Source organism: Labrys okinawensis (genome assembly GCF_047345005.1).
Taxonomy (GTDB): Bacteria; Pseudomonadota; Alphaproteobacteria; order Rhizobiales; family Labraceae; genus Labrys; species Labrys okinawensis.
Genome location: NZ_CP178864.1, coordinates 5,934,217 through 5,960,922, shown reverse-complemented (window position 1 = coordinate 5,960,922; position 26,706 = coordinate 5,934,217). Strand labels below are relative to the sequence as shown.

Below are 26,706 nucleotides of genomic sequence, written 5' to 3'. Positions count from 1 at the left end.
TTCTCATGAGATCTCGTTTCAAGAGCGGACGAGGACGTCCGCGCTCCCAGGGTTTCCTATGTCTATCCGCATCATCGAACATTTTTTCATTCCGCTCGCCGATGGCACAAGGCTGGCGGCCCGTCTCTGGCTACCTGAAGATGCCGAAGCCAAACCCGTGCCGGCTATCCTCGAATATATTCCCTATCGCAAGCGCGACGGCACGCGCGGGCGCGACGAGCCGATGCACGGCTGGTTCGCCGAGAACGGCTACGCTGCGATCCGGGTCGACATGCGCGGCTCGGGCGAGTCCGACGGGCTGATGGACGACGAATATCTGCCGCAGGAACTCGACGATGCCTGCGAGGTGATCGCCTGGCTCGCCGCCCAGCCCTGGTGCTCGGGCTCAGTCGGCATGATGGGCAAGAGCTGGGGTGGCTTCAACTGCCTGCAGGTCGCGGCGCTGCGCCCGCCGGCGCTCAAGGCCATCATCACCGTTTGCTCCACCGATGACCGCTATGCCGACGACATCCATTTCATGGGCGGCACGCTGCTCAACGACAATCTGTGGTGGGGCTCTATCATGCTGGCCTACCAGGCCCGCCCCGCCGATCCGGCCCTGGTCGGTGAAGCCTGGCGGGCGCAATGGCTGAAGCAGCTCAACCATATGCCCTTCTTTCCGGCACTCTGGCTCAGCCACCAAAGGCGCGATGCCTACTGGCAGCACGGTTCGGTCTGCGAGGATTTTTCCGCCATCCAGTGCCCGGTCTTTGCCGTAGGCGGCTGGGCAGACGCCTATACCAACGCCATCCCGCGCCTGCTGGAGGGCCTGCAGGTGCCGCGCCTCGGCCTGATCGGGCCCTGGGCGCATATCTATCCGCAGGATGGCGTGCCCGGCCCGGCCATCGGCTTCCTGCAGGAGGCGATACGCTGGTGGGACCATTGGCTGAAGGGCCGGGATCGCGGCGTCATGGCTGAGCCGATGCTGCGCGCCTTCATCGAGGAATGGACTCCGCCCGGCCGCCGCGATCCCGTTCCCGGCCGCTTCGTTGGCGAGATGAAATGGCCCTCGCCCGAGATCGCGCCGAAAGTCTTCCATCTGGCGCCGGGCGCCCTTACGGCAGCGCCCGGCCGACCGGCCGAGATCGCCTTCACCTCCCCGGCCTGGACGGGATCGGCCTCCGGCGAATGGATGGGCACCGGCGTCGCCGGCGAGGAGGCGGCCGACCAGCGCCATGACGATGCCTTCTCCTGCTGTTTCGACAGCGAGGTCCTGGTGGATCGTTTGGAACTGCTCGGGGCGCCGGAGATCGAAGTGGAGCTGGCGGCGAACAAGCCGGTGGCTCAGCTCTGTGCACGACTGTGCGATATCGCGCCAGACGGCTCGTCCCGCCGCATCGCCTATGCCGTCTTCAATCTGACCCATCGAGACAGCCATGCCGAGCCGGAAGCGCTCGAGCCGGGCCGCTTCTACCGTATTCGCCTCAGGCTCAACGACTGCGGCTATGGTCTCGCCTCCGGCCACAAGATACGCCTTGCCCTCTCGACTGCCTATTGGCCGCTGATCTGGCCGGCACCGGAGGCGGTGACGCTGACCCTGCGCTGCCCAGCCGAACTGCGCCTGCCGGTCCGTGCGAAGAAAGAGGAGCCGGATGTCATCTTCGAGCCGGCGATGAGCGCGGCGCGGACGCCCGCGACCATGGTCACGGAGGGACAGATGACCCGGACCACGGCCCTCGACCTCCTCACCAACACGGCCACCTATGTCACCCAAGGCGAGGGCGGCCTGTTCGGCGAAGGAGTACTGCGCTTCGACGAGATCGACACCACGCTCTCCCACAGCCTCAGGCGCGAGTTGACCATCAAGGGCGACGACCCGCTCAGCGCCTGCTATCGCCTGACGGAGACTTATGAGATGGGTCGTAAGGGCTGGGACATCCGCGTCGAGGTGAAGACATCGATGCAGGCAACTGCCACCGACTTCATCCTGGAGGGGGAGCTCAAAGCTTTCGCCAATGGTGAGGTGGCGGCCGAGCGCCGTTGGCATGAGAAAATCGGCCGTGATCTCCTCTAGAGCAAAGCGCGTTTAAGCGTACACGCTGCTTTGCTCTAGCTCTTTGTTTCAACGCGTCTTTGCGATTCTTGCCGATTCCGTCAGATCGCAAAACGCTTTAGGCAAAATGCGTTCTGGTTAAAGCGCTCTCTTTGCGTGATTTGCTGGAAACGGAAGCATATTTTTTGATTCTTGGTGATTTGAATCGAAGGTAAAGCGTTCTGATCGCAATTGTGCCTTGAGAGTGCCGTATAGGATTCCTAACCATTCCGTTGGGTTCAGCCCCTTATGGAATGGCCGACATGACCTATCTGGTCACTGAGAACTGCATAAAATGCAAATATATGGACTGCGTGACCAAGTGCCCGGTCGATTGCTTCCGGGAGGGCGAGAACATGCTCGTCATCGATCCCATGCTCTGCATCGATTGCGGCATCTGCGAACCCGCCTGCCCGGCTGATGCGATCCGCTCCGATGCCGGGCGAGGGCTGGAGGCCTGGATCGAATTGAACGCGCGCTACGCCCATGTCTGGCCGGAGATCACGGTGCGACGAGAGCCCCTGTCCGACGCCAGGACGTGGGACGGCGAGCCGGGTAAGCTTGCGCTGCTGTCGCCCCATGCGGGCGCCGGCGATGCAGGACAGGCCGGGTAGGAGACAGGCGCGGCCGCCCAAATGTGATGGAGTCCTGCATAGCCTGTACCGCGACGAATGGCTGCTCTGTGCAGGCGTGCCTTGAACCCTTGCCCCAGTTCGGCTACGCACATTCGGCAAGATTATAAACTTTCGGGATTGTCTGGCATGACCTACGTGGTCACTGAAAACTGCATCAAGTGCAAATATATGGACTGCGTGGAAGTCTGCCCGGTGGATTGCTTCTACGAGGGCGAGAACTTCCTTGTCATTCATCCCGACGAATGCATCGATTGCGGTGTCTGCGAGCCCGAATGTCCGGCTGATGCGATCAAGGCCGATACGGAGAAGGGCCTGGAAGCCTGGCTCGAACTGAACGCCAAGTTCGCCCCGTCCTGGCCGAATATCACGGTCAAGCGCGAAAGCTTCCCCGACTCCAAGGAGTGGGACGGCAAGCCGGACAAGCTTCCACTGCTCTCGCCGGAGGCGGGCCAGGGCGACGCCTGATCGCCGGCTGATCTATCCTGCGAGAGCGGCGTGTTGGTCCACGCTCGCCGCTCTCCTTCAGTCTCCGTTGACGCTTCGATGCACCGAGGGGAGGCTGGTGCGCTGGGCTCTTCTACCGGAGGCGAGCGTTCCGGCACGGTGCTGAATTCGAACTGAGAGTTCAATGGGCGGTAGCCGAATAAATCGATATCCGATAAGCCGGCTCGTCATTTATTGCATAGCGGCTATTCGGAAAAAACTCGGCGCGTAAACCCTAACAAGCGCTTTAAGTGCCGATTTTATATGCGAAACCGTTGATTTTTGCCTATTTTTGGTATATATAGGTCAAATGGGTCAGAGAGAGACCGAGTTACCCCGCCGCCGCTCCGCACAGGGGCAATTTTTTTGTGCTCAGCTTCAAGGGATCTCTATCTCGGGGCGTGGTCAACGCGAAGAGATACATGGAATTTTTTGACCATCCTCAGTTCGACTTTCCTCGCGGCGGCTTTTGAGCTTTGGCCTGGTTTCAATGTCGAATGATGTTAACGGCTGCAGGCTGTGTCTGCCCGTGATTTGGTGCGGCTGCGCTTTGTCGTGGACCGCCATAGATAGGAGCGTTGAGAAGCGTCATGACGACAGCGAAGAAGACGTCCACGAAGCAGGGTTTCAAGACCGGCGAGAGCATCGTGTATCCCTCGCACGGTGTTGGCAAAATCGTGTCGATCGACGAACAGGAAGTTGCGGGTTTCAAGCTTGAGCTGTTCGTGATTTCCTTCGCCAAGGACAAGATGACTCTGCGCGTTCCTACCACCAAGATCGCTTCCGTCGGCATGCGCAAGCTGTCTGAGCCGGCTATCGTGGCCAAGGCGCTGGAAACGTTGAAGGGCCGTGCCCGCATCAAGCGCACCATGTGGTCGCGTCGTGCGCAGGAATATGAAGCGAAGATCAATTCGGGCGACCTGATCGCCATCGCCGAAGTCGTGCGCGATCTCTATCGCTCCGACGCCCAGCCTGAGCAGTCCTATTCCGAGCGCCAGCTCTATGAGGCGGCACTCGACCGTATGGCGCGCGAGCTTGCCGCCGTCGACGACCTCACGGATTCTGAATCCGTGAAGGTTATCGAGGCCAATCTTGCCAAGGGCCCGAAGCGCGGTGGCGCCAAGGAAGCCGACGCCGATGCGGACTTCGAGGATGCCACGGAAGAGGAAGAGGCAGCGTAAGCTTCGCTTCCTTTCAGAAATTCGAAAACCCCGCTTCGGCGGGGTTTTTTGTTGTCGGTCATCAGGGGGTGACCGTCGGCTGTGGCGTCGGCATGACTTGCCGGCAACCATGCCTGGTGATCGATTGTCGCGACCGAAGGCGACATGCCGGTTTGCAAAAAAGTCTTTTGGCTGGAAAGACTTGCGGCACTGGTGCGATCACTTGAGCGTGCTTGGCGCTGCCACGAAAGCATGTGCGGCCGGCTATTTTTCCGTAGCGTCATTCGTCTTGCTTCGCGACCACCGTTTTACTTCGGCCGATTCACGCTGAACTCACACCATTGCGGCTAATCGAGTTGCTATACTGGGAAGCGATGTCGGTGTGAGCGCCATCGCACAGCCTTGTCTTGGCTTTGTGCGACAATCACCGCCGACGGAATGACGACGCCGTCAGTGCGTGGGCAGTCCGGGCTGCCTGACGAGTTGGAAGGTTGGATCGGTGGCCGAGCGCGCGGCCCGCCGCCGAATCCGCGTGCTTACTTGAATCAGGAGCTTGAGCGATGAACAACCACCGATCTATGAGCCAGCGCAAGGAAGTGCCGAAGTGCCGGCCTTTCTTCGAGATGATCGATTTGACGGAAGACAAACTTCCCAAGGCGCGTCTGCCGAAGCAGATTGCGCCGGATGCCGTGGCAAAGACCTGGACCGTACCCGAACTGTGCGAGGCCTATGGCTGGCCGAAGGATTTGGACGGCGGCGGCGTGATCGGCATCCTGGCCATGGGGGGCGGCTATCAGCCCAGCGATCTCGAGGCCTATTTCAAGGGAATCGGGCAACCGATGCCCGATATAGAGAATGTCGTGGTCAATGGCGTCGGCAACCACCCCAATCAGCCTCCTAGCGAGGACTTTGATCCAGACGTGGAGATCGCTCTGGACATCGAAGTAGCCGCTTCCGCCTATTATGTCGCTACCGGCAAGCCCGCCAAGATCCGCATCTATTGGACGGACATGGATCTGCGCTCGATGGCTCCTGCGATCCAGAAGGCGGCTGCCGATGGCTGCTCCGTACTCTCGATTTCCTGGGGCGCTCCTGAAGATGCCTGGGAATGGTTGTTCTGGAAGTTCGGCCAGAATGTCGCAGTGCAATTGGAGGCGGCTCTCATCCGTGCGGCCGCGCTGGGCATGACCGTCTTCGCTGCGGCCGGCGACCGCGAGGCCAATGCTGGCGAGCCGCAGAAGACGGTGAACCTGCCGGCCGCCTGCCCGCATGCAGTGGCTTGCGCCGGCACCAGCAAGACGCGCGACAAGGAAATCGTCTGGAACAACGACCCGGGCAAGATCAATGGGATCGGCACAGGCGGCGGTTATTCGAGCCTGTTCTTCCCACAGTCCTGGGCGAGGGGCGCCCCGGTCGGCATCGGCCGCATGGTGCCCGATGTGGCGGGGAATGCCGATAAGAACACCGGTTACAGGATCTACGTCCACGGCAACGAGCGTCTTACTGGCGGCACCAGCGCCGTCGCTCCCCTTTATGCCGGCCTGTTTGCCGCCTTCGGCAAGAGGAGCAACGGTTTCGTCAACCCGATCCTGTGGGCCAATCGGGATTGTTTCCAGGACATCACCGAGGGCAACAATGACGGCTGGGAGGCGGCTGTCGGTCCCGACCCTTGCAGCGGCCTCGGTGTCCTGATCGCGCATGAACTGGCGAGCCTGTTCACGGTCGCGAACGCGCCCAAGCCCTATGACGCACCCAAGCCCTACAAGGCATGATCGCCTCCGGGATCGCCCACTCTCGAGTCGGCGGTCCCGGCCTATCCCAGCCTTCCCACCAAGGCTCTTGCCACCCCACCGAGATCCGTGCGCGCCGGGCCGAGAAGGGTGAATCCGGCGGCCTGCATCAGGGCTGCAACGTCTTCTTCCTGTCCGATGCCGAGTTCGAAGACGAGGAAGCCGCCAGGCGCCAGAACGCGTGGGCCATCCGCCGCAATGGCGCGATAGGCATCGAGGCCATCCCCTCCGCCATCCAGAGCGAGCCGCGGATCGTGCTCGCGCACTTCACGGTCGAGCCCGGCGATGTCCCGTGAGGGGATATAGGGCGGGTTGGAGACGATGAGATCGAACGGTCCGGCGATATCAGCCAACCAGTCCCCCTCGGCAAAATGGGCTCGCGCGGCAACGCCATTGTCCTCGGCATTGAGCCGGGCGATTGCCACAGCTTCCGCCGCCTTGTCGATGCCAAGGCCAGTTGCCCGCGGCCGCTCGCTGAGCAGGGCGATGAGGATGGCCCCCGTGCCAGTGCCGAGATCGAGCAGGCGATAGGCGCCCTGCTTGTCCGGCAACACGGCAAGGCAGGCCTCGACGATGGTTTCCGTATCCGGACGCGGAGAGAGCGTAGCCGGGCCGAGCCGGAAGGCAAGGCTCCAGAATTCACGGTTGCCGACGATGCGGTCCACCGGCTCTCCCGCGAGGCGCCGGGCGACGAAGGCACGGGCCTTGGCGACGGCTTCCGGGGCGAGGACACGCTGGGGATCCAGGATGATGGCGTTGGCAGGAAGGCCCGCTGCCTCGGTCACCAGCCAGCGGGCGTCGAGCTCGGGCGTGAGCAGGGACACGGCCTGGAAGGCGGCAACGGCCTCCCGATAAAGGGCGCCGAGGGTGGTCATTGGGGCACAGTGGCTGGGGCCGCGGACGTCCCCGTCCGCTCTTGGACACGTGGCGCACTACGATAAAGGAAGAGCGGACGGGGACGTCCGCGGTCCCAGCCACTGCGCTTCCGGTACAAAGCCCTCACTGCTTCGCCTCGCTCGCGGCCAACAGGCGTGCCTGGTTCTCGGTCACCAGCGCATCAACAACCTCGTTCAGGGCATCGCCCGCGATGATCTGGTCGAGCTTGTAGAGTGTCAGGCCGATGCGATGGTCGGTGAGACGACCCTGTGGGAAATTGTAGGTTCGGATGCGCTCCGAACGATCGCCGGAACCGACCTGGTCGCGGCGATCGGCGGCCCGCGCCGAATCCACCCGCTCGCGCTCGGCTTCGTAGAGGCGGGCGCGGAGCATCGCCATGGCCTGGGCACGGTTCTTGTGCTGGGAGCGTTCCTGCTGCACGGCCACCGCGATACCGGTTGGCAGATGGGTGATGCGCACTGCGCTGTCTGTGGTGTTGACGTGCTGGCCGCCGGCGCCCGAGGCTCGGAAGACGTCGACCTTCAGGTCCTTCTCGTCGATCTGAATGTCGACATCCTCGGCCTCTGGCAGCACGGCGACGGTTGCGGCAGAGGTGTGGATGCGCCCGCCGGCTTCCGTCACCGGCACGCGCTGCACGCGATGCACGCCGGACTCGAATTTCAGCCTGGCGAACACGCCCTTGCCGCGGATCGCCATGGCGGCTTCCTTGTAGCCGCCCATCGTGCCCTCGCTTTCCGACAGCACTTCGGTCTTCCAGCCCTGCAGATCGGCATAGCGCTGATACATGCGGAAGAGGTCGCCGGCGAAGAGAGAGGCTTCGTCGCCGCCGGTGCCGGCCCGCACTTCCAGGATGGCGGATTTCTCGTCCGCCGCGTCCTTTGGAATCAGGGACAGCTTGATCTCGGTCTCGAGCCTGGCGATACGCTCCACCAGGGCCTTGCGCTCATCCTCCGCCATCTCCGCCATTTCGCCGGCCGTGGCAGGCTCGGCGATCATCGCTTCGACGCCTTTGAGCTCTTCCTGTGCGCTTTGCCATTCGCGGACGGCGGCGGCCACCGGATCGAGCTCCGACAATTCGCGCGCCAGCGCGACATAGGCTTCGGCGTCAGGGCCGGACGCAAGCTCGGCTTCAACGAAGTCGCGGCGGCGGAGCAGGGCATCGAGGCGTTCGAGGGGGAGCATGATGGAGAACCTGGGAGCGCGGACATCCTCGTCCGCTCTTGGAAACGGCACGCTTGAAAGAGGGAAAGAGCGGACATCGCGACATGCAGGCATGTCGCTGAGACCTCCGCGCTTCCAGCGGGGCTATAACGGAATGCCGCGCTGGTCGGCAAATTCTCGCAGCGCCAGACGCAGCGGCTTTTCGGCGTCAGGCGCGATATGGCGCTTGACGAGATCGGCGACCTCGGCCGCCTCCGTCTCCAGCAGCATCGCCTTCACCGGCCCAATGGAGGAGGGTGTCATCGAGAGCTGCCGGAAGCCGAGGCCGATGAGAGCAAGGGCCTCCAGCGGCTTGGAGGCAAGCTCGCCGCACAGGGTCACGGGCACGCCAGCCTCATGCGACTTGTCGGCGATCATCTTCAAGGCGCGCATCACCGAGGGTGAGAGCGTGTCGAAGCGGCCGGCGACGCGCGCATTGCCGCGATCGACAGCATAAAGGAACTGGAAGAGATCGTTCGAGCCCACCGACAGGAAATCGGTGCGCTCCAGGATTTCGTCAAGCTGGAAGAGCAGGCTCGGCACCTCGACCATGGCGCCGAGCTTGACGAGATCGGGCAGGGGCTTGCCGTGGCGGCGCAGGAAGGTGATTTCGCGCTCCACCACGCTGCGGGCCTGGTCGAACTCCTCGGCTGCGGCAATCATCGGGAACATCACGCGCAGTTCCCGCCCGGCGGCCGCCTGCAGCAAGGCGCGCAGCTGCGAGCGCATCAGGCCGGGCCGGTCCAGGCCGAGGCGGATGGCGCGCCAGCCGAGCGCCGGGTTCTCTTCCTCGATCTGGTGCATATAGGGCAGCACCTTGTCCCCGCCGATATCGAGGGTGCGGAAGGTCACGGGCCGGTCGCCGGCCGCCTCCAGCACCGCCTTGTAGAGCTGGTACTGCTCGCCGGTGCGCGGGAATTGCGAGGCGATCATGAACTGCAGCTCGGTGCGGAAGAGCCCGATGCCGTCGGCCCCGCTTTCCTTCACATGCGGCAGGTCGACCAGCAGGCCGGCATTGAGGAAGAGGCCGATATCGCGCCCGTCACGCGTGCGGTTGGGCAGGCTGCGCAGAGCCTGGTACTGCTCCTGGCGCTTGGCGCGGAAGCGCACCTTCTCGGCATAGGCATGCTCGACATCGGAGGCCGGACGCACCTGCACGTCGCCGGAGGAGCCATCGACGATTATGGCGTCGCCCGGCTCGACCAGGTTGGTGATGCCCTCGACTTTGCCCACGGTGGGAATGCCGAGAGCGCGCGCCACGATGGCGACATGGCTGGTCGGACCGCCCTCCTCAAGGATGAGGCCGCGCAGGCTGTCGCGCGAGTAGTCGAGCAAAGCCGCCGGGCCCATGGAGCGGGCGACCAGCACTGCGTCCTTCGGCATCGCCTCGGCCGGCACGTGATGGCCATCGCCGGTGAGTTGGCGCAAGAGACGGTTGGCGAGGTCGTCGAGATCGTAGAGCCGCTCGCGCAGGATGGGATCGGCGACGCGCTGCATGCGGGCGCGGGTGTCGGACTGCACGCGCTGCACCGCCGCCTCGGCGGTGACGCCGGTAGCGATGACCTCGCGCATCTTGGTGATCCAGCCACGATCCTGCGCGAACATGCGATAGGCCTCGAGCACGTCGAGCGTCTCGGTGGCGCGGGCGAGATCGCCGCGGTCGAGCATGGCGTCGATGGAATCGCGCAGGCCCACGATGGCATTGTCGAGCCGGTTGGTTTCGCGGCCCACATCGTCGGCGATCAGCGTCTTGATCACCACGCGCGGCTCATGCAGCACGACATGGCCGAGGCCGACGCCTTCGGCGAGCGAGGCGCCGGTCATGTGCAAGGCGCGGCGGCTGGCAAGGTCGGCGCCCGGGCGGGCGAGGGCCTGCAACTCGCCCGAGGCGATCATCTCGGCCAGCACCATGGCGACCGTGAGCAGTGCCTCGATCTCTTCTTCCGAATAGACGCGCTGCGCCCGGTTTTGCACCACCAGCACACCGAGCGTTTCGCCGGCGCGCAGGATGGGAACGCCGAGGAAGGCGTTATAGATCTCTTCACCCGTCTCGGGCTTGTAGGAGAAGGAGGGGTGGTGCTGGGCGTCGGAGGTGGTGACCGGCTCGGCTTCCTTGGCCACAAGGCCGACCAGGCCCTCGCCCTTGCGCATCATGGTCAGATGCACGGCGTTCGGATTGAGGCCTTCAGTGGCATAAAGCTCGAGCGTGCCGTCGGTGCGCAGGACATAGACCGAGCACACCTCCGCGACCATGTTCGCGGCGATCAGCACCACAATCTTGTCCAGCCGCTCCTGCGCCGAGACGGGTTCCGCCGTCACCTCGCGGAGCCGCTTCAGCAGCAGGCGTGGGCCGCCGATCGCACCACGCATACAAGGCCTCCTTCAGGGTCTTCGCCTGACCCCCGAGCGTTGTGCGATCTGCCGAAACCGGCGAGACTCGCAAAACGCATCAAAACAAAGAACTGGAGCAAAATGGCGTTTCCGCCCAAACGCGCTCTACCCCAGAATACACGATGAATCGGGAGCGTGCGTCGTTCAAGATCGTAAACGACGCACGCCTTAACTTTTTGTCCTGTCGCAAGTTTTTCCGGAAAATGAAAGAGTTTTTCCGGCGCTGACTGGCGAATTGCGTCGGGATAAAAATCAATCAATCAGGCCTTATCGAGGCCGTAGAGCGTGTGCAGCGTGCGCACAGCAAGCTCAGTGTAGACGGCGTCGATCAAGACCGAGATCTTGATCTCGGAGGTGGTGATGGCGCGGATGTTGATGCCTCGCCCGGCGAGAGCCTGGAAGCAGGTGGCGGCCACACCGGCATGGCTGCGCATGCCGATGCCGATCACCGAGACCTTGGCGACATCCATATTGGTCTCGACATTGTCGCATTTCACCGTCAGGCGGGCCTTGTCGATGACGTCCTTGGCGCGCTGGAACTCGGCCTGCGGCACGGTGAAGGTCATGTCGGTGGAGGCGCCGTCGGCAGAGATGTTCTGCACGATCATGTCGACATTGACGTTGGCGTCGGCCAAAGGCACGAAGATGGCGGCGGCGACACCCGGGCGATCGGCGACGTCGCGCAGGGTGATCTGCGCCTCGTCCTTCGAATAGGCGATGCCGGTCACGACCTGCTGTTCCATGATGTCTTCCTCGTCGCAGATGAGGGTTCCGGGATTGGGATTGGCGGGATCGTCGAAGGACGACCGCACATACGTCTTAACCTTGTGCACCATGGCGAGTTCCACCGAGCGCACCTGCAGCACCTTGGCGCCGAGCGAGGCCATTTCGAGCATTTCTTCGAAGGCGATGCGGTCCATGCGCTGGGCCTTGGGCACGATGCGCGGGTCGGTGGTGTAGACGCCGTCGACATCCGTATAGATATCACAGCGCTCGGCGCCGATCGCGCCCGCAATTGCAACGGCCGACGTGTCGGAGCCGCCGCGGCCAAGCGTGGTGATGCGCTGGCTGACCGGTTCGATGCCCTGGAAGCCCGAGATCACCGCCACCTCGCCCGCGGCGAAGCCCTCGTCCAGATTCTTGGACGGGATTCCGGAGATTCGGGCCGAGCCATGCGCGCTGGAGGTCTCGATCGGCACCTGCCAGCCCTGCCAGGAGCGGGCCTTGATGCCCATCGAGGTCAACACCATGGCGAGCAGGCCCGAGGTCACCTGTTCGCCCGAGGCGACGATGGTATCGTATTCGCGCTGGTCGTAGAGCGAACTCGCCTCGTTGCACCAGCCGACGAGTTCATTGGTCTTGCCGGTCATGGCGGAGACGACCACGGCGACGTTGTAGCCCGCATCGATCTCGCGTTTGACATGAAGCGCCACATTCTTGATGCGTTCGACGGTGGCGACGGAGGTGCCGCCAAACTTCATGACAAGACGGGGACGCGAACTGCCGGACATCGGCCACTAGGCTCCGATCAACTCTCGAACGCTTATCGGGGAAGGCGCTCTCGAAGGGTGACGCCGCAGGAGCACGGGCCGGCAAATCCTGCCGGCAGCGGACACCCTGCATGAGGCGAGAAGGCGCGAACGCCGAGGGGCATCCGCGCCGCGGGGTGTAAGCGAAAGGGGATGGGAATTCAAGCAAAAGCGGTAGGGGGCGCAGCATGGCAAATGGAGAGGGCGTCGTCCAAAGCCTCCCCCACGAAGCTGGGGGAGGTGGGCCGGCGAAGCCGGCTCGGAGGGGGTGCGGGCGGCGTACGGCGCACGACACGAAACACAGGTGCGCGCTCCCGGAGCTTGATCCTGGCCACACCCCCTCCGTCACGACTTCGTCGCGCCACCTCCCCCAGCTTCGTGGGGGAGGCTCGTGTGGCGCCTACGACTTCACCCAATCTACCCCTCAATTCTCCAGCAGCGAAGTGACGCGGCGGATCGTCACGCGGCGGTTTTCCTGCTCGGGCCCGGGCGTAGGGATCTTGAGATAGCGCTCGCCCAGGCCCGCCGTCGCGAGATTCTCCGGGGAGATCACGTAATATTGGGTGAGCGCCTGCTTCACGGCCTCGGCTCGTTCCTTGGAGAGGCGCAGGTTGTAGGCGTCGTCGCCCACCGCATCCGTATTGCCTTCGATCACGAAGACCTCGTTGGGATGGGCCGCAACTATGCGCTCCAGAATGCGGCCGACCCGGTCGAGATTGGCCATTTCCTCTTCACGGATGAAGGATTCGTTGAAGCCGAAATGGATGGTGTCGAGTTCGACGCTGGGGATTGCCTGGCGCACGACCGGCTGCTCCATCACCATTTCGGGCTGGGCGAAGAAGTCGGCGCGGCTGTAGCGGCGCGGCAGCGGGCGCAGCGGCCGGGAGGCGAACTGCTCCTCGATCTCCTCGTCGTCCACCTCGGCCGCCCAGATGCTCTGCTGGCGCGGGCCGCGCGGGACGACATCCATGTCGAAGCGATAGCCCGGGTCAGGCCGGCGGAGGCGGTCCTGACGCTGGCCCCGGTCGCTGATGAGGCGCCGGCGAAGCTCCCCGCGGTCGTCCTGCAGATATTGCGTGAAGGCCTGGCGGTCATCGGGGCTGTAGCGCGGGTCGTTTGAAGCGTCGCGATAGACCAGGATGCGGCGGTTGAGCTGGTCGATGGTGAGCACATTGGAGGGGCGGCGGTCGGCCAGGATCGCCGGAATGTCCTGGGCGGTCGGCATGCCCTCCTGGAATTGCGGGCGGCCAAAGGGTGAATTGCGCCCATTCTGGGCGTTCTGCGGGCCGCCATACTCCTGGTCCGAGACGCGGTTGCGCAGGGCGGCGCGGGCGCCGTTGAGGCGCTCGATCAAGGCCTGTTCGGTAGCTGGCGAGAGATTGCCCCCGGCAAGGGCGCCGCGATACACATCGAGCTGCTGACGCAATTGCTGATCGTCGAGACGATCGGGCGGCGTACGGTCGTTGAGCAGGCCGAGCGCCCGCTGCTCGGCGGCCTGGTTGACTGGAGCGCGCACGAAGTCGCTCTGGCCCTGCGGCACGGCGCCTCCCTGCTGTTGATTCTGGAAACCACCCTGGCCCGGCAGGTTGCCTTGACCGGGGAGGTTGCCTTGACCGGGGAGGTTGCCTTGACCGGGGAGGTTGCCTTGGCCGGGAAGGTTGCCTTGGCCGGGAAGGCGGTTGCGCCCGCCCTGGCCCTGCTGCGTGCCGTCATCCTGTCCCTGGCCCTGGGCGGGGTTAGCGCCCTGGCCTGCCGGACGCTGGCGGCCGGGAAGGAATTGCGATCCCGGCTTCTGGCCCTGATTCTGCGGCTGGCCGGTCGTATCGGGCGTGACCTCCGGCTGGGATGTGTCAGGCTGTCCCTGCTGGTTGGTACGGTCGTGGTGCTTGCCTTGACCCTGCCCCTGCTGCTGGTCCGGTTGGGCTTGCGGCTCGCCCCCGGTTGCGGGGGCGGCGCCGCCTTGCTCGCCCTCATTGACCGGGCGCTGACCCTTCTGGCGCGGCGGCTTGCCGGTGCCAGGCTGCTGCCCGTTGTCAGGCTGCGTATTGTCAGGCTGCGCGTTGTTTTGGGCGGGCTCCGATGTGGCGGGAGCAGGTATCTCGGCGGCCGGCGCCGGCTTCTGGCGCTTCGGCTTCATGGCGGGGGCACCAGCTCCCTCATCGGCGGCATTCGGTGCTGCGCCGGCGCCATCCTGCTCGACCGCACCAGGCTTCTGGCGCTTCGGCTTCACGGCGGGGGCACCGTCATCGGGAGCCGCAGGAGCGCCGCCGGCATCATCCTGCGCGGCCGGCTTCTGCCGGCCCTGCTGCGGCTTCAGCGGAGCGCCTTCCGGATTCTGTGATTCGTCGCCTGCGCCCTGCTGCCTCTGCTTGTGACGCTTGATCACATCCTCCGGCGAGGCCTTGCCGGGCGCCTCGACCGTTGGGGTCTGCGTGTCCTGCGCCACCACGATCGCCGTGGGAGAAACAGCAAGCATCAGGGTTCCGACCAGACCGATCAAATTTCTGCGCAGGGACATGGCGACCTCTCTTGTTGGAGCGCCATAATCCGGATTGCGGCTGAACCGAAACTGAACGCGGAACGGGTGGAGCCATCTTTAGGGGCCATGAAGTCTCCTGAATTGAACAGTGTTCAATTTCGAGGCGGCGCGCTTCAGGCTAAGAATCAGCGATCGATCCGCGTCGAGAGAATGACCGAGGTCGAGGTGCGTTCCACGCCATCGAGAGCACCGATACAGTCGGCCAGTTCGTCGAGTTCACCGACGGAACGGGCTTCGATAACCGCGATCATGTCGACATTGCCGCTCACCGAATGGAGCGCGCGCACGGCAGGAATCGCGCGCAGACCGGCCTCTACCTGGCGGATCAACTTGGGCAGTATCGTGAGCAGGACATGGGCGCGAATAAGGGCGCCTGTGTGCTCCTCGGACAGTCTCAGCGTGTAGCCGATGATCACGCCGCGCCGTTCCAGCCTTTCCATCCGGCTTTGCACCGTCGTCCTGGAAACGCCGAGCTGCCGTGCGATCTCGGCAGTGGAGGCGCGTGCATTCTCGCGCAGGATGGCAATAAGGGCATCGTCGGCTGCTGTCGTCATAGTGACGATATAGCTGGCTTTATTATGCAGGTATAGTTCGGCATATCGTCGAAATGATAGCTACGATCGGACGAAGCTCAAGCGTATCCTGTTGCTGGCGATTCGCAGGGGGAAACGGCATGCGCAGGATCGTGGTTGCGGGTTCAGGCAAGATCGGCTCGACCATCGCCGATATCCTGGCGGTGAGCGGGGACTACGGCGTAACCGTGATAGACCGCTCGGCGGAGCAGCTCGACAACGCCGAATTGTCAGGCGCGGTGGTCCGGCGCGAGGTCGACATCCAAGACGAGGAGGCGCTCGATGCCGTGCTCACCGGTGCCTTTGCGGTTCTGAGCGCAGCGCCCTTTCAACTCACCACCCGTATCGCCGAGGCGGCTGCGCGGGCCAATGTGCATTATCTCGATCTCACCGAGGACGTCGCCTCGACCCGCCGGGTGCGCGATCTCGCGGCTTCGGCCGAATGCGCCTTCATCCCGCAATGCGGTCTGGCGCCCGGCTTCATCTCCATCGTCGCCAACGATCTCGCCAAGCAGTTCGACACGCTGGACTCCATCCGCATGCGCGTCGGCGCCTTGCCGCAATACCCTTCGAATGCCCTTAACTACAATCTCACCTGGAGCACCGACGGCGTCATCAACGAATATTGCGAGCCCTGCGAGGCAATCGTCGACGGTCATCGCGTCGAGGTGCCGGCCATGGAGGAGCGCGAGGAGTTCTCGCTCGATGGCGTGACCTATGAAGCCTTCAACACCTCGGGCGGGCTCGGGAGCCTGTGCGAGACTTATATGGGCAAGGTGCGGACGCTGAACTACCGCACCATCCGCTATCCCGGTCATGCCGCCATCATGAAAGCGCTGCTCAACGATCTCGGTCTTCGGCGCCGGCGCGAAGTGCTGAAGGACATATTGGAGAATGCGCTGCCGACCACGGTGCAGGATGTGGTGGTGATCTTCGTCACCGTCAGCGGCAAGCGCCACGGTCAACTCGTGCAGGAGACCTACGCCAACAAGATCTACAGCCGCCGCGTCGGCGCGCAGTTGCGCAGTGCCATCCAGGTGACGACGGCCTCCGCCATCTGCGCCGTGCTCGACATGCTGGCCAGGGGCGAACTCCCGCAGCGCGGTTTCATCCGCCAGGAGGACATCGGGCTGGAGGCGTTCCTGGCGAACCGCTTTGGCGGAGCCTATGCGCAGGTGGCGGGGCGGTAAAGGGAGAGGGGACGAGGCTCGCGTCGCGCCTCCCGCTCAGAACACCCCTGGCGGCGTCTGCGTCCTTCTCGCCGGCTTGAAGAATGGCTTGCCGACCACCCGCGCCCGCACCATGCTCTTCTGGTAGACGAGCTCGCGCAGAGCGTAGATCTCCACCCACAGATTCTCCTTGATGCGCTCACCATAAGGTCGTTGCAGCGAGGCGAGGGCGATGTTGCGCTTGGCGGTGGGGGACCAGGCCGCGGCGGTGATGTGGCCCACCTCGCGCTTGCCGCCGTGATAGACCAGCGCATGCTCGGCCGGGATATTGCCCTCGATATCCAGCCCCACCAGAATGTGCGGGGAGGAGCCCGCCTTCTTCTCCGCCCGCAAGGCTGCCGCGCCATTGAAATGGCAGTCCTTGTCGAAATTGATCATCCAGTCCAGATCGATTTCGAAGGGCGAGCGGCGGCGATTGGCTCGCACCGCCACATCGGCCGTGACGAAATCCGCATTGGCGACGATGAAGCCGGCCTCGAGGCGCGCGAGGTTCAGCGCCGCATAGCCGATGGCGGTGATGCCGGCGAGACGGCCGGCCTGGAAAAGCCTGTCCCACAGTGCCAATGCCTGATCGGGTGCAACGAAGAGTTCATAGCCGAGATCACCGGTGAATCCGGTGCGCGAGATCTCGACCCTCAAGCCGTCGCGCTCGAATGCCGCGATGTCGAAGGGCCTCATTGCCTCGATGTCGAAGCCGGCGTTGCGCAGCACGGTCGCCGAGGTCGGGCCCTGCAATGCAAGGCCGGCGATCGCCTGCGTGACCTCCTCGATGACGACGTCGAAGCCGATGGCCGAATCGAGCAGCCAGTTGAGGTGGCGGTCCTGGCAGCACAGGCGAAAGGAAGTCGGTGAGAAGCGGAACAGCGTGCCGTCATCCAGCACCTTGCCGTCATCGTCGCACCAGGCGGTGTAATGCACCTTTCCAGGTTTGAGCCTGGCGACGTCGCGCAGCGTGAGGCGGTTGAGGTAAGCCTCGGCCTCAGGTCCCTCGATGCGGTACTTCGTCATCGGCGTGACGTCGAAGACCGAAGCGGCGTTGCGGATGGCGAAATATTCCATCTCGCGGTCGCGAACCACCGAAGCCGATCGGTAGCCCGACCAGGCATACCAGTCATTGGCGCTCGCAAGGAGGGCAAGGCGCGGATGGAAAGGCGTCTCCCACAGGGGCGTGCGGAAATGATCCTTGGCGAGGGCATTACGCATGCTGTTGCTTCCCTGAGAGAATGACCTTTGCCGCATTCAGGGCGGCGGCACCCATGACGCCGCCACCGGGATGCGAGCCGGCGCCGCAAAGGTACAGGCCGTGTAGGGGTGTGGCATAGCGGGCGGCTTCCGGCACCGGCCGCAGCATGAGCATCTGCCCGATGGCGAGCTCCCCATGGTGCCAATGACCGCCTGGCATGCCCGTCCCGCGTTCGATATCCCCGGGCGTCAGCAGATTGGCGGTGCTGACGAGGGCGCCGATGCCGGGGGCGTGACGCTCCAACACGGCCAGGATGGCTTTGAGGAAACTCTCGCGGGCAGCAGGTGCCTTGTGCTCGAAGTCTGACGCGGCATAGATCGCGCTGATCGATGCGACATGCTTGCCCGGCGGGGCGAGGGTGGGATCGCTGAGGCTCGGCAGCACGATCTCCAAGGCCGGCTCGCCAGCGGCACCGCCATATTTGGCGGCATCGAAACCCTTCTCGATCGCCATGACCGAAGGCGCGATCAGCAACCGTCCGGCGAGGAATTCGCGCGGCAGGCCGGCGAAGTCCGGCAGGCTTTCGAGCGCCAGATGCAGCCGGGCGACATTGCCGCGCTGGCGGATATTGTTCACCCGGCGCACGAAGCCAGTGTCGAAGTGGCGCGCACCGGCGAGCTTCAGAATGGTTGCCTTGGGGTCGCAGCTCGACACCACGCAGGGTGAGCGGATCTCCTCGCCATCCCAGAGCACGACACCGGTCACCGCGCCCTGCTCGACCCGGAGGCGTCCAACCGCCGCACTTGTCCGGATTTCAACGCGGGCCGCGCGTGCGGCGGAAGCCAGGGCATCGATGACGCCACCCATGCCGCCCTTCGGCAAGGCGATCGCGGCCTGGCTGCCGCCGGACTGTCCCGTCAGGCGATAGTAGAGCGTCATCAGCGAATTGGGCGAGCGCGGGCCGAGATGGGTGCCGAGTACGGCGTCGAAGGCGACGGCGCCCTTGAGGAGATCGCTCTCGATCTCCTCGTCGAGCACATCGGCGATGTTCATCAGGGCCATGCGCAGGAATTCGCGCATCTCGGCCTGGCCGAGACGGCGCACGGCGAGAGCAAGCTTGCCCAGGGTGAGCATATCGGCAACGCCACCATTCCTCAGCCGCGGTGGCTGCTCGCGCAGCAGGGGGCGGAGCACGCCGGCGAAAGCGAGGAGGCGGGTACGCAACCGCGCCCAGCCCTGGCGGTCTTCGTCCGAGACCGCGCCGCTCAGTCGCTCGCCGAAAGCGCCTTCGAAGGTGAGATGCGCGCCGTCGGGCGAGAGAGCCGTGGTGGGGATTGCCTGCGCGGCGAGCGCCAGCCCGTGCCGCTCGAGCTTGAGCATGGAGACGAGGTCGGGATGGAGCTGGCCTAGGATGTGGGCGATTTCGGAGACCCTGAATCCCGGCGCGAATTCCACGGTGCGGGCGCCGCCACCGATCATCTCGGCAGCTTCGAGCAGCAGCACGCGCTTGCCGCGCGCACCCAGCAGCGCGGCGCAGGCGAGGCCATTGTGCCCGGCCCCGATGACGATGGCATCAAACGACTGCATGGGCTTCACTCATGCCGGTTGGCTTGCGTTTCAGGTCACGCAGGATCTCGGCGGCGGCATTGCGCCCGGGCGCGCCCATCACCCCGCCCCCCGGATGGGTGGAGGAACCGCACATGTAGAGGCCCCGGATCGGGCTGCGATATTGCGCGTAGCCAGGCACCGGACGGTTGAAGAGAAGCTGGTCGAAGGTGAGTTCGCCCTGGAAGATGTTGCCCTCCGTGAGGCCCACTTCAGCCTCCAATTCGCGGGGCGTGCGCACCTCGGCGTGCAGGATCAGGTCCCTGAAGCCAGGCGCGTAGTCGGCGATCTGGTCGATCACCGTCTTGCCGAAGGCGTCGCGGTCGGCATCCGTCCAGTCGCGGCCCTCGACCTTGGGCGGGCAATATTGCACGAAGCAGCTGACGAAATGCTTGCCCGGTGGCGTCATGGTCGGGTCGAGCGTGGTGGGGATCATCATGTCGATGAAGGGATCGGCCGACCAGCGGCCATATTTCCAGTCGTCATAGGCTCGCTCCATGCGCTCCACGCTATCGGTGAAATGGAGGTCGCCGCGATAGCAGGACGAGCCTTCCGGCAAGGCGGGGAAGCGCGGCCGGGCATCGAGGGCGATGTTGACCTTGCCCGAGGAACCGCGGATCTTGAAATTCCTAACCTTCATCACGAAGTCGCCCGGCAGCGCCTGCTCCTCGACATGCTTGAGGAAGGTGCGCTTGACGTCGAGATTGGAGACGATCAGGCCGCCTTCGATCTCCTCGCCGCCTTCGAGCACCACGCCGGTGGCACGACCGTCGCGCACCTTGATGCTTTCGATGCCCTTGCCGGTTCGAATCTCCCCGCCCGCCTCGCGGAAGGCGGCAGCCAGGGCCTGGCTGATCGCGCCCATGCCGCCGCGGGCAAAGCCCCAGGCCCCGACCGAGCCGTCCACCTCGCCCATGTAGTGATGCAGCAGCACATAGGCCGAGCCCGGCGACATCGGGCCGAGTGCGGTGCCGATGATGCCGGAGATCGAGAGGCTCGCCTTGACGAGGTCTGTCTCGAAATATTCGTCGAGGAAGTCGGAGATCGACATCGTCCAGAAGCGGATGGTGTCATACATTTCCCGCTCGGTGAGGCCGTGGAACTTCTTGCCGAGATAAAGCAGTTCGCCGATGTCGCGCGGCTTCAGCGAGGCCGGGTCCGGCGGCGTGCGGAGCAGGAAAGGCTGGATGAAGCGGCACTGGCGGATGACGTCCGTGGCATAGCGGTCATAGGCTTCGGCGTCGCGCAACGAGAAGCGGCCGATCTCGCGGCGATGGGCATCATGGTCCCGATAGGTGGCGAGATAGTCGCCCTCGCGGGTGAACACTGCCCCGCCTTCATAGGGGATGATCTGGAGGCCGTGGCGGGGCAGATCGAGGTCGCGCATGATCTCGGGCCGCAGCAGGCTGCAGACATAGGAGCAGTTGGAATAGGTGAACCCCGGATAGAGCGAGCGGCTCACCGCGGCGCCGCCCACCCAGTCGTTCTTTTCCACCAGCAGCACGCTGAGGCCGGCCTTGGCGAGATAGGCGGCATTGACCAGCCCGTTATGCCCGGCACCGACGACGATGGCATCATATCGCTTCATGGATTTCCTGCCGGAGGCAATAATATTGCTATACGTTCGTTCAGAATAAGCCACAAAACTGAACGATCGTACAGCCTTTTTTGTTGAAGCGCCGTTCGCCCTCGTCTAGCCTTGGGCGAGGCAGGCAGGATGGTTTCGAGCGACATGGCGATCGTTGGTGAAGCGAAGACCCGAAGGAGTAAGGGCGCCGAACGCCGGCAGGAACTCATCGAGGTGACCATCGATTGCCTTGCGAGGCACGGTTATGAGGGCACCACCATCGGGGTCGTCGCCGAGGCGGTGGGCATGTCGCGCGGCATCGTGAACTTTCATTTCGAGACCAAGGAGCAGTTGCTCCTGGCGACGCTGCGCTTCCTGTCGGATGAATATCGCGCCCATTGGAAAGGGGCCCTTGCCACGGCGGGGTCGCAGCCGGCCCGGCGGCTCTGGGCGCTCGCCATGGCCGATTTCGACCGCGCGATCTGCACCCCTCGCAAGCTTGCCGCCTGGTGCGCCTTCTGGGGCGAGGCGAAGACGCGGCCGACCTATCGCCAGATGTGCGGCGCCAACGATGCGGAGTATCAGGCGACGGCGGTGGAGCTCTGCGCGGCGCTGGCGCCTGACGGCGTGGAGCCGTCGCAACTCGCGCGCGGCATCGTCTGCATGCTGGAAGGGCTGTGGCTGCATCTGATGATGTCGCCCGGCAGCCTTTCGCGTGAGGAGGCAAGGGCGGTGGCGGCTGCGCAGCTGGCGCTGCTGCTGCCCGGGCATTTCTCGGCGAAGGGGCCGTTGTGAATACTCAGCGCAGCAGAACAAGGCACGGGCCCTCCCCACCAAGCTGGGGGAGGTTCAGTTGCGAGGAACGGCGGGCGACCGTCCGGAGGTCGCCCGCCTCTACGAAGATAGCTCCTATTAATTCCCAGGGCCTTTTGCAGCCGCTTCGGCCTCTGCCATGTGTTTCTGCATCTCAGCTTTGATGGCGTCGAGATTGAAGCTCGCCCCTCGCTGCATTGGGGGATAGTCTATGAAGGTCTGGAGTTCCTTGCCAACGACCTGCTGGACGAAAACGAACCGCCAGAATTGATACTTGAACCAGTCGAAGTACTGCTGCGCTCCGTCTTTCGTCCCGTTGTTTGGCCAGCCTGTCCGTTCAAACGGGTCAAGCCGCAGGTTCGTGATGTAGGGAACGTCGGGATGGGTCTTTTCGCCTAGCCAGCCGGCGGGCTGGTCGATGAACCGGAACTTGTAGTCGTCGATACGCACTGCGCCGACGGTGCTTTCGCCGAGGTAGAAGATTTCATGTCGCGCGGAAGGCCCTTTGCCGGTGATGGCGTCCAACTGGTTGTAACCATCCAGATGGTTCTTGTACGTCCGGTCGCCAATCGTCTTGCCCTTCAATAGCTCATCCGTAATGTTCGGGTTGCCGGCAGCCGCGACAAACGTCGGTAACCAGTCGAGACCCGAAAATATACCATTCTGAACCGTGTCAGCGGGTACGTGACCTGGCCAACGAAGAAGCGCGGGGACGCGGAAGCCGCCCTCGAGGACAGTTCCCTTGGACTGGGCGAATGGTGTCTGACCGCCATCGGGCCAGGTGAAGACTTCCGTACCATTGTCAGTGGTGAAGAGGACGATGGTGTTGTCATCCACGCCCATGTCAGTGAGCTTTTTCATCACCAGGCCAACGTCGTCGTCGAGTTGGGCCATGCCGGCTTCTTCTTCGGACCATCCGTTCTTGGAATTTCGCATCGCTTCATACTTCGGCGAGAGATGCGTAACGATATGCATGCGCGTCGGATTGAGCCAGACGAAGAACGGCTTGTTTTCCTTATGGGCCTTTTCCATGAAATTGAGAGACATGTCGCGAATCTCGTCGTCCACCGTTTCCATCCGTTTGGGATAGAGTGTGCCGGCATCCTCGATCTTCTGCTTGCCGACCTTGCCCCAGCGCGGCATGTCTGTGGGATCATCGACGTCGGTAGCCCAGCTGTGAACCATATTGCGCGGGCCGACCTTATCCAGCAGTTCCTGGGGGTAATTGGGGTGTGCAGGGTCTTCCATCGCATCGAGATGATAGAGATAGCCGAAGAACTCGTCGAAGCCATGTACGGTCGGCAGGAACTCGTTCTTGTCGCCGAGATGGTTTTTGCCGAACTGGCCAGTCGCATAACCCATCGACTTCAAAACCGTCGCAATGGTCACCGCCTCGGCCGGCAGTCCGACTGACGCTCCGGCCTGACCAACCGTGGTCATGCCCGTCCGGATGGGCAATTCACCCGTGATGAAGTTGGCGCGGCCGGCCGTGCAACTGGCCTCGGCGTAGTAGTCCGTGAACAGCGCCCCCTCCTTGGCAATCTTGTCCAGGTTGGGTGTTCTGCCGGCCATCATGCCGCGACTATAGGCACCGATATTCCACATACCAATATCGTCGCCCATGATGACAACAATGTTTGGCTGCGCGGGGGTCTGTGCGTGTGTGGGAACCAACGCCGTCGTGGCGAGCATCAGGCCGCCAGCGAACGCACTACTTATTTCGGTTATCTTTGATCGAATACTCATGCTGCGCTCCATATTGCCGCTACTCGCATCCGCGCGTGGACGCCCAGCTGCAAGATCGCTCTAGGAAAGAGGAAGGCTATTGGACGAAGGAGCAGTCGAGATTGCCCTTACAGATAATAAAGGCCAAAGCACTCGGTCATGCCGCCCGATCCACGGCTAAGCAGTTGTTTCCGAGAGGGGCGGGACTATAGTCCTTCGCTTCTTTTTTGTCTACGGGTCGAGCGGCTCACAACTATTAATTGTAGATCTGTCGTTGGTTTCATTGAGAATAATCGCGCTCGCTATCTACTTTGCCCCGTATCGCGGCCCTTCGGGTCGCCGATGTCCTGCCGTCTTCGCCTCAACGCTGGCAGCGATTGCTACGCTCCCGCTTGATGGAAGCAATCAGGTCGCGCCATTCGCGGGAGGCGTAGAAGTTCTCAACGCTCTTGGGTGCGGTGCGGGCGGAGTAAAACTCGGCGTGAGCTGAAGGTCCGGGAATGAGCTGACACTGTGGGCTCATGGGCGTGCCTCACTCCGCCCACACCCCACCCTCGATCCCGCCCCAGCTTCGTGGGGAGGGAGGGCGCCTTACATTGTTAGGTGCCGAGATTTGCCAAGTTCTTCGGCCCTGGACAGCAAAATGCCCGGTTATCCGAGGACGGGCCGAACGTCGAGAAATCGGATCGTGAAAGGTCTTTTCTCAGCTCTGCAGCTTCTCGGCGAAGAGCACGATCGCCTTCTGGTAATTCGTCGACTTGTTCCACTCGCTCAGCACGCCGAAATTACTGCTGCCCACCTCGTAGCTGCCGCCCGCCGACCAGCCATGGGCCTGCAGGAGGTTGGCGATGGATCCGAGCACGTCAGCGGGGGTGCGGATCAAATCGCGGCGGCCGTCGCCATTCATGTCGACGGCATATTTGAGGTAGTTCGAGCACAGGAACTGGGCCTGGCCGATCTCACCGGCCCAGGCGCCGATCATGGCGGAGGGTGTTTCGTCGCCGCGCTGTACGATCTTGAGGGCCGACATCAGCTCGTTGCGGAAGAAATCGGAGCGACGGCAGTCATAGGCCAGCGTCGCCAGCGAGCGGAACACCGGCATCTTGCCGGAGACCACGCCGTAATCCGTCTCCATGCCCCAGATCGCCACCAGGATCTCGGGCTGCACGCCGAAGCGGCTCTGGATCTGCGAGAGGACGCCGGCATAGCGCTGCATCATCGCCTTGCCCTTGGCGATGCGCCCACCGGTGACGCGGCCGGCGGCGAACTGCTCGAAGGTGCCGCCGAAGGTCTTCTTCTGCGAGCGGTCGAGATGAATCACCGTGGTATTGTAGGTCACGCCGCTCAGCGCCGCACTGACGACGTCTTCCGAGATGCCCTCGCTCACGGCTTCCTGCTTGAAGGAGTCCAGCCAGGCTGGGAAACCGGCGGCATCATTGCCGCATTGTGCGGCGCTGGCGGGTGCGGCTGCGAAGACCGCAAGCGAAAACAGGGCGCACAGGCAGGCGATGAACAGGCGCATGGAGTATCTCTGATGGGAACCGAATTGATGGAATTGTGTGGCTGAATGGCCGGTGCAGGGCTGTGATTCGTCGATAGCCGTAAACGCATCGAGGATAAAGTTACAACTTATAGATGTGCCGCTCTGAATAAGATTGTGCATAGCAGGCCCGAGCGGTGGCGCGTGCCAGAAGCGCCACGCCTGTCGCGAGCAGCGTCATCCCGGAAGTCGGCATACAGCGCTTGATAATTAAGCATAATGCTTTAATAAAATAAGGAAGCTCTCGGGAGCGACCAGCCGCCTGTTCAAGAGTGGTGCCACGCGATGTCCAGCCCGCCAGCCTCAGAAAGCCGCAAGGGCAGCAATTCCGTCCAGGTGCGGCGCTACAATGAGCGCGTGGTGCTGGAGGCGCTGCAGCGGCTCGGCCAGGCCTCGAAGGCGGAACTCGCCCGTTCGGCCAATCTGACGCCGCAAGCCGTTGCCGCCATCGTCGACCACCTGGAAGGAGTCGGCCTTGTCAGGCATGAGGGCAAGCGCGTCGGACAGGTCGGCCAGCCCTCGACTCTCTATGCCCCGGCGCCGGACGGGGCCTTCTCGATCGGCCTGCATATCGGGCGGCGGGCCTTCGATGCCGTGCTGGTCGATTTCACCGGCAAGACCCTGCGCATCGAGACCTGCGAATATGAATTCCCCGAACCGAAGGCGGTAGCCGATCTTGCCGGCGCCTATGTCCAGACCTTCCGCGCCAGCCTCGCTCCGGACCTGCGCGAGCGCATCGTGGGCGTCGGCATAGCCATGCCCTATTTCATGGACAGCTGGACGAAGGAACTGGGCATGCCGCGTTCCATCACCGAGGCCTGGGAAAACTTCGATTTCGCGAAGGCGCTGACCCACCATATCAGCCTGCCGCTGTTCTTCGAGAACGACGCCTCCGGCGCCGCCACGGCGGAACTCGTCTATGGCCGGGGGCGGGAGACTCGCGATTTCATCTACCTCTTCATCGCCACCTTCATCGGCGGCGGCCTGATCATCAATGGCAATCTGGAGACGGGGCCGCATGGCAATTCGGCTGCCTTCGGTCCCTATCCGGTGACGCCCTCCCTGCTGTCTACCGTGCCCCCGCCCAAGGGGCCGTTCGAGATCCTGCTGCGCCGCGCCTCGATCTATGTGCTGACCCATCATCTGCGCGAGAATGGCGTGCCGATCCGACGCGCCTTCGAATTGGAGGCGATGGGGGAAAAGGCCGAGCCCTTCCTCGGTGAATGGATCGCCGATTGCGCCGACGCCCTGGCGCAGGCGATCGTCGGGGCCATTGCCGTGGTCGATGTCGACAGCATCGTCATCGACGGTATCCTGCCACCCGCCATCCTCGAAAGGACGGTGGAGGCGGTGTCGCAGCGCTTCGGGGAAATCGTGCCTGAGGGCCTGGTGGCGCCGCGCATCGAGGTCGGCACCATTGGCCCGCAAGCGGCGGCGATCGGGGCGGCCATCCTGCCGCTTTACGCCATGTTCGCCCCCGACAGCGGCACGCTGGTCAAGGCCAAGGCGCCGGGTTCGGGACGCATCAGCCTGCAGACCTATATCCGGGCGCAATGACGGCGTGGCGGTCTCCGACCGCCACTCTTGGAACCGCTACTTGCGTCGGAAGAAAATTGGCAGTCGGAGACTGCCACTCCATTCAGTGCTTCGAATGCCATGCCCTTGCTTGACTCGCTTCCTTCGTGGATATATCCATTTGATTTAATAATTAAGCGCATTGAGGAGGCGACCATGGGGGAGATGCCCACGGTGATCCGGTCAGGCATGGCTGGGCCGG

Annotated in this window: 19 protein-coding genes; 8 read left to right on the top strand and 11 right to left on the bottom strand. The window is 63.5% G+C overall.

Going from position 1 to position 26,706, the window contains the following annotated elements; all coding sequences use genetic code 11:
* The first annotated feature begins 58 nt into the window (after positions 1 to 58).
* The 5 genes from ACMDCR_RS27790 to ACMDCR_RS27770 all read left to right on the top strand — a co-directional run bounded on the left by ACMDCR_RS27790 (position 59) and on the right by ACMDCR_RS27770 (position 6,121).
* Positions 59 to 2,053: a CocE/NonD family hydrolase gene (locus ACMDCR_RS27790; RefSeq protein WP_413989717.1), complete on the top strand. Its 1,995-nt coding sequence runs from the start codon at positions 59 to 61 to the stop codon at positions 2,051 to 2,053.
* A gap of 281 nt (positions 2,054 to 2,334) precedes the next feature.
* Positions 2,335 to 2,685 (top strand): ferredoxin FdxA, encoded by a 351-nt coding sequence (fdxA, locus tag ACMDCR_RS27785; RefSeq protein WP_413989716.1) that lies wholly within the window; start codon positions 2,335 to 2,337, stop codon positions 2,683 to 2,685.
* A gap of 147 nt (positions 2,686 to 2,832) precedes the next feature.
* A complete protein-coding gene (gene fdxA / locus ACMDCR_RS27780) occupies positions 2,833 to 3,171 on the top strand; it encodes a ferredoxin FdxA (RefSeq protein WP_413989715.1) in 339 nt (112 codons plus the stop codon).
* Between the two features lie 608 nt (positions 3,172 to 3,779).
* Entirely contained in the window at positions 3,780 to 4,370 is a 591-nt protein-coding gene (locus tag ACMDCR_RS27775; protein ID WP_284313700.1) for a CarD family transcriptional regulator, read from the top strand.
* 539 nt (positions 4,371 to 4,909) lie between these two features.
* Positions 4,910 to 6,121: a S8 family serine peptidase gene (locus ACMDCR_RS27770; RefSeq protein WP_413989714.1), complete on the top strand. Its 1,212-nt coding sequence runs from the start codon at positions 4,910 to 4,912 to the stop codon at positions 6,119 to 6,121.
* Positions 6,122 to 6,162: 41 nt separating this feature from the next.
* Here ACMDCR_RS27770 and prmC read toward each other — a convergent pair whose 3' ends face one another.
* From prmC to ACMDCR_RS27740, 6 genes are all read right to left on the bottom strand, one after another.
* The gene (gene prmC / locus ACMDCR_RS27765; protein ID WP_413989713.1) at positions 6,163 to 7,014 is read right to left on the bottom strand and encodes a peptide chain release factor N(5)-glutamine methyltransferase; all 852 of its coding nucleotides are present in this window, start codon (positions 7,012 to 7,014) and stop codon (positions 6,163 to 6,165) included.
* 124 nt (positions 7,015 to 7,138) lie between these two features.
* Positions 7,139 to 8,218 (bottom strand): peptide chain release factor 1, encoded by a 1,080-nt coding sequence (gene prfA / locus ACMDCR_RS27760; protein ID WP_413989712.1) that lies wholly within the window; start codon positions 8,216 to 8,218, stop codon positions 7,139 to 7,141.
* A gap of 123 nt (positions 8,219 to 8,341) precedes the next feature.
* A complete protein-coding gene (gene ptsP / locus ACMDCR_RS27755) occupies positions 8,342 to 10,606 on the bottom strand; it encodes a phosphoenolpyruvate--protein phosphotransferase (protein WP_413989711.1) in 2,265 nt (754 codons plus the stop codon).
* 281 nt (positions 10,607 to 10,887) lie between these two features.
* Positions 10,888 to 12,138, bottom strand: coding sequence for an aspartate kinase (locus ACMDCR_RS27750; RefSeq protein WP_413989710.1), 1,251 nt, complete (start codon positions 12,136 to 12,138; stop codon positions 10,888 to 10,890).
* Positions 12,139 to 12,580: 442 nt separating this feature from the next.
* Positions 12,581 to 14,674, bottom strand: a complete 2,094-nt coding sequence (locus tag ACMDCR_RS27745; protein ID WP_413989709.1) for an OmpA family protein — start codon at positions 14,672 to 14,674, stop codon at positions 12,581 to 12,583.
* A gap of 146 nt (positions 14,675 to 14,820) precedes the next feature.
* On the bottom strand, positions 14,821 to 15,249 hold the full coding sequence (locus tag ACMDCR_RS27740) for an Lrp/AsnC family transcriptional regulator (RefSeq protein WP_413989708.1): 429 nt from the start codon (positions 15,247 to 15,249) through the stop codon (positions 14,821 to 14,823).
* A 119-nt stretch (positions 15,250 to 15,368) separates the two neighbouring features.
* Here ACMDCR_RS27740 and ACMDCR_RS27735 point away from each other — a divergent pair, with 119 nt between their 5' ends.
* Complete coding sequence (locus ACMDCR_RS27735) at positions 15,369 to 16,457, top strand: saccharopine dehydrogenase C-terminal domain-containing protein (RefSeq protein ID WP_413989707.1); 1,089 nt, start codon at positions 15,369 to 15,371, stop codon at positions 16,455 to 16,457.
* Positions 16,458 to 16,493: 36 nt separating this feature from the next.
* Here ACMDCR_RS27735 and ACMDCR_RS27730 read toward each other — a convergent pair whose 3' ends face one another.
* The 3 genes from ACMDCR_RS27730 to ACMDCR_RS27720 are packed head-to-tail and all read right to left on the bottom strand — an operon-like array spanning position 16,494 to position 20,872.
* Positions 16,494 to 17,699: an aminomethyltransferase family protein gene (locus tag ACMDCR_RS27730; RefSeq protein ID WP_413989706.1), complete on the bottom strand. Its 1,206-nt coding sequence runs from the start codon at positions 17,697 to 17,699 to the stop codon at positions 16,494 to 16,496.
* Positions 17,692 to 19,266, bottom strand: a complete 1,575-nt coding sequence (locus ACMDCR_RS27725; RefSeq protein WP_413989705.1) for a phytoene desaturase family protein — start codon at positions 19,264 to 19,266, stop codon at positions 17,692 to 17,694. The genes ACMDCR_RS27730 and ACMDCR_RS27725 overlap by 8 nt, the downstream gene beginning before the upstream one ends.
* Entirely contained in the window at positions 19,253 to 20,872 is a 1,620-nt protein-coding gene (locus ACMDCR_RS27720) for a phytoene desaturase family protein (protein WP_413989704.1), read from the bottom strand. Before ACMDCR_RS27720 ends, ACMDCR_RS27725 begins: the two co-directional genes overlap by 14 nt.
* Positions 20,873 to 21,001: 129 nt before the next feature.
* Between ACMDCR_RS27720 and ACMDCR_RS27715 the strand changes: the two genes are divergently transcribed.
* Complete coding sequence (locus tag ACMDCR_RS27715) at positions 21,002 to 21,646, top strand: TetR family transcriptional regulator C-terminal domain-containing protein (protein WP_413989703.1); 645 nt, start codon at positions 21,002 to 21,004, stop codon at positions 21,644 to 21,646.
* 117 nt (positions 21,647 to 21,763) lie between these two features.
* Here ACMDCR_RS27715 and ACMDCR_RS27710 read toward each other — a convergent pair whose 3' ends face one another.
* On the bottom strand, positions 21,764 to 23,356 hold the full coding sequence (locus tag ACMDCR_RS27710; RefSeq protein WP_413993749.1) for an arylsulfatase: 1,593 nt from the start codon (positions 23,354 to 23,356) through the stop codon (positions 21,764 to 21,766).
* A 736-nt stretch (positions 23,357 to 24,092) separates the two neighbouring features.
* The gene (locus ACMDCR_RS27705; protein ID WP_413989702.1) at positions 24,093 to 24,911 is read right to left on the bottom strand and encodes a lytic transglycosylase domain-containing protein; all 819 of its coding nucleotides are present in this window, start codon (positions 24,909 to 24,911) and stop codon (positions 24,093 to 24,095) included.
* Between the two features lie 303 nt (positions 24,912 to 25,214).
* Here ACMDCR_RS27705 and ACMDCR_RS27700 point away from each other — a divergent pair, with 303 nt between their 5' ends.
* Positions 25,215 to 26,486, top strand: coding sequence for an ROK family protein (locus ACMDCR_RS27700; protein ID WP_413989701.1), 1,272 nt, complete (start codon positions 25,215 to 25,217; stop codon positions 26,484 to 26,486).
* The last annotated feature ends 220 nt before the right edge of the window (positions 26,487 to 26,706 follow it).